Annotated in this window: 7 protein-coding genes and 1 tRNA gene; all 8 read right to left on the reverse strand. The window is 62.6% G+C overall.

Translation table 11 applies throughout. The annotated features are described in order from the left end of the window. Window positions 1–1,097 (reverse strand): redox-regulated ATPase YchF (ychF, locus tag ACQ4N9_RS26195; RefSeq protein ID WP_153788462.1); only part of this gene is annotated, 1,097 nt, incomplete at its 3' end. Between the two features lie 23 nt (window positions 1,098–1,120). After that, window positions 1,121–1,705: an aminoacyl-tRNA hydrolase gene (gene pth, locus ACQ4N9_RS26200; RefSeq protein ID WP_110995623.1), complete on the reverse strand. Its 585-nt coding sequence runs from the start codon at window positions 1,703–1,705 to the stop codon at window positions 1,121–1,123. An 81-nt stretch (window positions 1,706–1,786) separates the two neighbouring features. Next, complete coding sequence (locus ACQ4N9_RS26205; RefSeq protein ID WP_390970131.1) at window positions 1,787–2,380, reverse strand: 50S ribosomal protein L25/general stress protein Ctc; 594 nt, start codon at window positions 2,378–2,380, stop codon at window positions 1,787–1,789. Between the two features lie 120 nt (window positions 2,381–2,500). Next, on the reverse strand, window positions 2,501–3,442 hold the full coding sequence (locus ACQ4N9_RS26210) for a ribose-phosphate pyrophosphokinase (RefSeq protein WP_099773531.1): 942 nt from the start codon (window positions 3,440–3,442) through the stop codon (window positions 2,501–2,503). A 47-nt stretch (window positions 3,443–3,489) separates the two neighbouring features. Then, a tRNA-Gln gene (locus ACQ4N9_RS26215) sits at window positions 3,490–3,564 on the reverse strand. A gap of 20 nt (window positions 3,565–3,584) precedes the next feature. Then, the gene (ispE, locus tag ACQ4N9_RS26220; RefSeq protein WP_390970130.1) at window positions 3,585–4,445 is read right to left on the reverse strand and encodes a 4-(cytidine 5'-diphospho)-2-C-methyl-D-erythritol kinase; all 861 of its coding nucleotides are present in this window, start codon (window positions 4,443–4,445) and stop codon (window positions 3,585–3,587) included. A gap of 6 nt (window positions 4,446–4,451) precedes the next feature. Continuing rightward, the gene (lolB, locus tag ACQ4N9_RS26225) at window positions 4,452–5,069 is read right to left on the reverse strand and encodes a lipoprotein insertase outer membrane protein LolB (protein ID WP_258643227.1); all 618 of its coding nucleotides are present in this window, start codon (window positions 5,067–5,069) and stop codon (window positions 4,452–4,454) included. Window positions 5,070–5,071: 2 nt separating this feature from the next. Continuing rightward, the gene (locus ACQ4N9_RS26230) at window positions 5,072–6,796 is read right to left on the reverse strand and encodes a tetratricopeptide repeat protein (RefSeq protein ID WP_125465544.1); all 1,725 of its coding nucleotides are present in this window, start codon (window positions 6,794–6,796) and stop codon (window positions 5,072–5,074) included. Window positions 6,797–7,039: the final 243 nt, after the last annotated feature.

Consider the following 7,039-nt stretch of genomic DNA (forward strand, 5'->3'; position numbering starts at 1 on the left):
ACGTTGAAGCGGAAGTGCATCACGTCGCCATCCTTGACGATGTAATCCTTGCCTTCCAGGCGCCACTTGCCGGCTTCCTTGGCACCGCCTTCACCCTTGAACTGGATGAAGTCGTCGTAGGCCACCACTTCGGCGCGGATGAAGCCTTTTTCGAAGTCGGTGTGGATCACGCCTGCAGCCTGTGGCGCGGTGGCGCCGACGCGTACGGTCCAGGCACGTACTTCCTGCACGCCGGCAGTGAAGTAGGTTTGCAGGTTCAGCAGCTCGTAACCGGCACGGATCACGCGGTTCAGGCCAGGCTCTTCCAGGCCCAGGGCCTCGAGGAACATGTCTTTCTCTTCGCCATCATCCAGCTCGGCGATTTCCGCTTCGATCTTGTTGCACACCGGCACCACGACCGCGCCTTCTTCCTCGGCGATGGCCTTGACCACGTCCAGGTGCGGGTTGTTGTCGAAGCCGTCTTCGGCCACGTTGGCGATGTACATCACCGGCTTGCTGGTCAGCAGGTGGAAGCCACGGATGACGGCTTTCTCGTCGTCAGCCATGTTCTTCATCAGGCTGCGCGCTGGCTTGCCTTCGGTGAAGTGCGGGATCAGCTTCTCCAGGATCGCCTTCTGCGCCAGGGCGTCCTTGTCGCCGCCCTTGGCGTTGCGCGCGACCTTCTGCAGTTGCTTCTCGCAGCTGTCGAGGTCGGCGAAGATCAGTTCGAGGTCGATGATCTCGATGTCGCGCTTGGGGTCGACGCTGTTGGAAACGTGGATCACGTTCTCGTCTTCGAAGCAGCGCACCACGTGGGCGATGGCGTCGGTCTCGCGGATGTTGGCGAGGAACTTGTTGCCCAGGCCTTCACCTTTCGAGGCACCGGCCACCAGGCCGGCGATGTCGACGAACTCCATGGTGGTCGGCAGGATGCGGTTTGGCTTGACGATCTCGGCCAGCGCATTCAGGCGCGCGTCGGGCATCGGCACGATGCCGCTGTTCGGCTCGATGGTGCAGAAGGGGAAGTTCTCAGCCGCAATACCGGACTTGGTCAGGGCGTTGAACAGGGTGGACTTGCCGACGTTGGGCAGGCCGACGATGCCGCAATTGAAACCCATGGGTATTCCCCTTACTAGAGTTGTCAGGCCTTCTGGCTGTGCAGCTCGCGCATCGCCTTGGCGAAATCGCCAGCGAGCACGTCCGGCAGCACGCCGAGGGCATAATCGATGCTGGCGTCGAGCTTCTCCTGTTCGGCGCGCGGTGCGCGGCCCAGGACGAAGTTGGAGACCAGCTTGGCGTCGCCCGGGTGGCCAATGCCAAGCCGCAGGCGGTGAAAATCGTTCTGGTTGCCGAGCTGCGCGATGATGTCGCGCAGGCCGTTGTGCCCACCGTGGCCGCCACCGCGCTTGAGCTTGGCGACGCCGGGAGGCAGGTCGAGTTCGTCGTGTGCCACCAGAATGGCCTCCGGCTTGATCCGGAAGAAATTGGCCAAGGCCGCCACGGACTGGCCACTACGGTTCATGTAGGTGGTGGGGATCAACAAACGAACGTCGTTGCCCTGATGGCTGAATTTAGCCGTCAGGCCGAAATATTTGCGGTCAGCGGTCAAGGAGACACGCTGGGCGCTGGCTACGCGTTCAACGAAAAGAGCCCCTGCGTTATGCCGGGTCTGTTCGTATTCGGGGCCGGGGTTACCCAGGCCAACGATCAACTGGATGGCGGTCACGTCAGGGGCTCTTCCTTGGAGTTGGTGGGTTACAGGGCGCGGGGCGCACTGTAACCCGGTCAACACCGGCGCGCGAGTGGATTACTCGGCAGCGCCTTCTGCTTCTGGAGCAACGCGTGGAGCGTGAACGTTGGCAACAGCTTTGTCATCACCGTGGGCCAGAGCAACGAACTCTACGCCTTTCGGAGCTTTCAGGTCCGACAGGTGGATGATCGCGCCGACTTCGGCCTTGCTCAGGTCAACTTCGATGAACTCAGGCAGGTCTTTGGCTTCGCAGGAAACTTCGATCTCGGAAACAACGTGCGAGATTTCGCCGCCTTTCTTGATCGGGGCTTCTTCGCCGACGAAGTGAACTGGAACCTTGGCGGTCAGCTTCTGGCCAGCAACGACGCGAACGAAGTCGGCGTGCATGATGAAGCCTTTGGCTGGGTGACGCTGCATGGCCTTGACCACGACGTTTTGCTTGGCGCCGTCGACGTTCAGTTCGATAACGTGGCTGAAGGCAGCTTCGTTTTCGAACAGTTTGGCGATTTCCTTGGCCACGATGGTCAGGGATTGGGCTTCTTTATCGCCACCGTAAACAACGGCAGGGATGTTCAGCGTGTGACGCAGGCGGCGGCTCGCACCTTTCCCCAGGTCAGTACGCGCTTGGGCGTTCAGGATGAAGTCAGTCATTTTGTTTCTCCAAAATAGCCTCCCGCAAGGCGTTTGCGACCAGCGCCAGACGGGGATGGCAAAAAAGCCCCGCCCCAACACAGGTTGGGGCGGGGCGCTTCACATCAACACGTGTCCCGCTTAGCGGAACATCGCGCTGATCGATTCTTCATTGCTGATGCGGCGTACCGCTTCAGCTACTACCGGTGCGATATCCAGCTGGCGGATACGGTCACAGGCTTGAGCAGCGGCGGACAGCGGGATGGTGTTGGTCACCACCAGTTCGTCCAGTACCGACTTCTCGATGTTCTCGATCGCGCGGCCCGACAGGACAGGGTGCGTGCAGTAGGCGTAAACCTTGGCAGCGCCGTGTTCTTTCAGGGCCTTGGCCGCGTGACACAGGGTGCCGGCGGTGTCGACCATGTCGTCTACCAGGATGCAAGTGCGCCCTTCGACGTCGCCGATGATGTGCATAACCTCGGAGTGGTTAGCCTTCTCGCGGCGTTTGTCGATGATCCCGAGATCAACACCCAGGGACTTGGCGACGGCACGAGCACGTACCACACCACCGATGTCCGGGGAGACGATCATCAGGTTCTCGAAACGCTGGTCTTCGATGTCGTCGACCAGTACGGGCGAGCCGTAGATGTTGTCGACGGGGATATCGAAGAAACCCTGGATCTGGTCAGCGTGCAGGTCGACGGTGAGTACACGGTCGATACCCACGACAGTGAGCATGTCAGCGACGACTTTGGCGCTGATGGCTACACGTGCCGAACGCGGACGGCGGTCCTGGCGGGCGTATCCGAAGTAAGGAATCACGGCGGTGATTCGGGATGCTGAGGAGCGGCGGAAGGCATCGGCCATCACTACCAGTTCCATCAGGTTATCGTTGGTCGGGGCACAGGTCGGCTGAATAATGAAGACGTCTTTACCGCGGACATTTTCATTGATCTCAGTGCTGATCTCGCCGTCGGAGAACTTACCGACAGAGACGTCACCGAGAGGGATATGCAGCTGACGTACGACACGCCGAGCCAGATCGGGGTTAGCGTTCCCCGTAAAGACCATCATCTTGGACACGCGCAGTACCTGAAGGCTGAGGGTATACCTGGATGAGTATAGGAAAATGGCAGGGGCGGCTGGATTCGAACCAACGCATGGCAGGATCAAAACCTGCTGCCTTACCGCTTGGCGACGCCCCTGTATCTGTTGCTGCGAGCTCTTATGAACTCGACTTCTTGAGCAGACTTTGCAGCTTGCGATGCAACATCGAAACATTGCTTCCTTTCGCCACAAACCCTGTTTGGGTCGCTGAAAGAAGGGCCAGAACTTTATCAGCTTCGGCTTTGCTTGGGAAGGCCCCAAACACACAACTTCCAGTGCCGGTCATTCGAGCTTCCGTATATTTACCCAATGAAATCAGCGCGTTGCGAACTTCAGGATAACGTTGCTCTACTACCGGTTGGCAGTCATTTCGACTGTTTCCCTCGGGAACGGGGCGCATCTTAAGGGGGAGGGAATCACGTGTCAACTCTGGATGCGAAAAAATTTCCGCTGTGCTGACAGACACTTGCGGCACCAGTACGACGTACCAGGGTTCGCTGGGGTCGACCGGGGTCAACTGTTCGCCGACGCCCTGGGCGAACGCGGCATGGCCACGGACGAACACCGGTACATCGGCACCCAGGCTCAGGCCCAGGCTGGCCAGGCGATCTTCATCCCAGTCCAGTTGCCACAGGTGGGCCAGCGCGAGCAGGGTGGTCGCGGCGTCCGAGCTGCCGCCGCCAATGCCGCCGCCCATGGGCAATACCTTGTGCAGCCAGATGTCGGCGCCCAGGGTGGTGCCGGATTGCTGTTGCAACTGGCGCGCTGCGCGAACGATCAGGTTGCTGTCGTGGGGCACGCCTTCGATTTCGGTCTGCAGGCGGATCTGGCCGTCGTCGCGCAGCGCGAAGCTCAGCTCGTCGGCGTGATCGAGGAACTGGAACACGGTTTCCAGCTCGTGGTAGCCGTCCGGGCGGCGGCCGGTGATGTGCAGCCACAGGTTGAGCTTGGCCGGGGCGGGGAGGGTGAGCTTTTCCATCAGCTGTCAGTGCCCCAGCTGGCGTGGTTGCCAGTCCTTGACCACCAGGGTCACGTCGATGTTCTCACCGTGCAGCTTCAGGCGCTCGGGCAGCCAGTAGCCGTTCTGTTCTGTATAGCTCAGGTACTGCACCTGCCAGCCGTCCTGCTTGAGGCTGGCCAGGCGGCTGTCGCCGTCGAGGGTGAGCTGGCTCTTGCTGTCCGGGGCGGGCAGGCCGCGCACCCACCACACCAGGTGCGAGACCGGCAGGCGCCAGCCAAGCTGTTCTTCCAGCAGGGCTTCGGGGTTATCGGCCTGGTAACGGCCCTGGTTGGCCACTTCCAGCACCACGCCACCGGGGCGCCCGGTCAGGCGCGCGGCACCGCGGCCGAGCGGGCCGGCCAGGCGGATGTCGTAGTAGTCCTGGCGTTGCAGCCAGAACAGCGTGCCGCTGCCGGAGTCACGCGGGGCGCGGATGCCGACCTTGCCGTTGATCTGCCAGCCATCGAGGCTGGCCAGCTGCTGCTTGTGCTCACGCCACAGTTGCGGGCTGCCCTGGCCTTGTACGGCCTCTTTGCTGCCGAAACCGGCGCAGCCGGCGAGCAGGGCGATGAGCGAGAAGGTGATGCAATGACGCAGAAACATGTTTACAGGCTCTCGGATCCGGTCAGGCGCAGGAGGGTCTTGCGCAGGATGGGGCTGTCGGGCTGTGCTTCGAAGCCCTTGGCCCAGAACTGTTTGGCCTCGCGGCGCTTGCCGTTGGCCCACAGCACTTCGCCCAGGTGGGCGGCCACTTCATGGTCGGGGAAACGCTCGTAGGCCTGGCGCAGCAGGCGCTCGGCTTCGTCGAGCTTGCCCATGCGGTAATTGACCCAGCCCAGGCTGTCGAGCACCGCCGGGTCGTCCGGGGTGAGCTGGTGGGCCTTGTCGATCAGCGCCTTGGCTTCGCCGTAGCGGGTGGTGCGATCCGCCAGGGTGTAGCCCAGCGCGTTGAGCGCCATGGCGTTCTCCGGCTCGCGGGCGATGATGGCGCGCAGGTCTTTTTCCATCTGCGCCAGGTCGTCGCGTTTCTCGGCGAGCATGGCGCGGGTGTAGAGCAGGTTGAGGTCGTCGGGGTAGCGCTTGATCGCCTGCTGCAGCACCTGGTCGGCCTGGGCCTCCTTGCCGTTGTTGCCCAGGCTCTCGGCCTCGATCAGGTACAGCTGGATGGCGTAGTCGGGCTGCGCTTCACGGGCCTCGGCGAGCAACCGCGAGGCTTCGGCGCTGCGGCCGTTGGCAATGAGGATGTCGGCCTGGCGCAGTTGCGCCGGCAGGTAGTCATTGCCGGCACCCACCAGGGCGTACTCGCGCAGGGCGGCGGCGGGCATGCCGCGCTCTTCGCGCAGGCGGCCGAGGTTGAAGTGGGCGGCGTCGACGTTGGCGTCGCGTTCGACCATTTCCTGCAGATAGCCTTCGGCCTCGTCCCAGTGCTTGGTTTCCAGGCAGACCAACGCCAGCGAATAGCGGATCTCGTCGTCTTCGGGGTATTGCTGCAGCAGGCTTTCGAACTCGGCCTTGGCGTCGTCGATGCGGTCCTGCTCGACCAGGGTGCGCGCGTAGGTAAGGCGCAGGCGCTTGTCTTCCGGGTTGTCGCGGATCGCCCCGCGCAGCAGCGGCAGGGCTTCCGGGCCGCGGTCCAGCGCCTGCAGCAGGCGGGCACGCAGCAGCACCGGAGCGATCTCGCCGTTCTGCGGCGGGTGGCTCTCGAGCAGCTCCAGGGCCTGTTCGGGCTTGTTGTCCTGGTTCAGCAGCAAGGCTTTGCCGAACACCAGCTGGCTGTTGTCGGGGTACTTCACCAGCAGGCGGTCGAAGCTCTGCATCAGGCCGTCGCGGGTGCTCTGGTCGGTCTCGGCGGCCGACAGGGCGAGGAAATCGAAGTGGGTGTCGCCCTGGCCCTGCAGCACCTTTTCCATATAGGTCATGGAATCGTCGTAGCGCCCGGCGCGGGCCAGCTGGATGGCGGCGGCGCGTTGGGCGTCGAGGTTCTGCGGGTCGTTACGGGCCCAGATCAGCGCGGTGTCCAGGGCCGGTTCGTCGGCGCCGAGGTATTCGGCGATACGGTAGGCGCGTTCGGAAATGCCAGGGTCCTGGGTTTTCTCGGCCTGGTCGACGTAGTTTTTCAGGGCGATGTCGAAGCGGTTGCGCTGGCCGGCCAGCTCCGCCACCAGCAGGCTGTAGACGGTCTCCTGCTTGAACGATCCGTACACCACGGGCTTTTCCGCGCTCTTGCCGGCATCGGCGGCGGGTGTCTGGCCGCCCGACGTGTTCGGGGCCAGGCTCTGGCAGCCTTGGAGCAGGGCGAGGGTAAGCAGCAATGCGTAGGATTTGTTCATAGAGGGCTTTGGTGGCTAACCGGCGGTCGGAGCATGATGACACAAGCGCAGTGGCAAACCCACCTGCGAAGCGTTCGGATAGCTGCGACCTTCGCCGGGCGCCACAGGTTCCGTAGCGGCGTGGCGCAGCGCCCGTAGTCAGCCTCTGCGTTGTTTATCCGGCCCTGGTGTTTGTAGGTTCTTTGCAGTCTCGTTGTCAGAACAATCCTTCCTTTTGACTGAGAAGCGTCTGACTCCCTCCTT

The sequence above is a fragment of the Pseudomonas sp. ES1 genome, assembly GCF_050586605.1.
Taxonomy (GTDB): domain Bacteria; phylum Pseudomonadota; class Gammaproteobacteria; order Pseudomonadales; family Pseudomonadaceae; genus Aquipseudomonas; species Aquipseudomonas sichuanensis.

Bases quoted from the DNA above. Each gene is read 5' to 3' on its own strand.
- ACQ4N9_RS26230 (WP_125465544.1), bottom strand. From the start codon at position 6,796: ATGAACAAATCCTACGCATTGCTGCTTACCCTCGCCCTGCTCCAAGGC.
- lolB (WP_258643227.1), bottom strand. From the start codon at position 5,069: ATGTTTCTGCGTCATTGCATCACCTTCTCGCTCATCGCCCTGCTCGCC.
- ACQ4N9_RS26205 (WP_390970131.1), bottom strand. From the start codon at position 2,380: ATGACTGACTTCATCCTGAACGCCCAAGCGCGTACTGACCTGGGGAAA.
- ispE (WP_390970130.1), bottom strand. From the start codon at position 4,445: ATGGAAAAGCTCACCCTCCCCGCCCCGGCCAAGCTCAACCTGTGGCTG.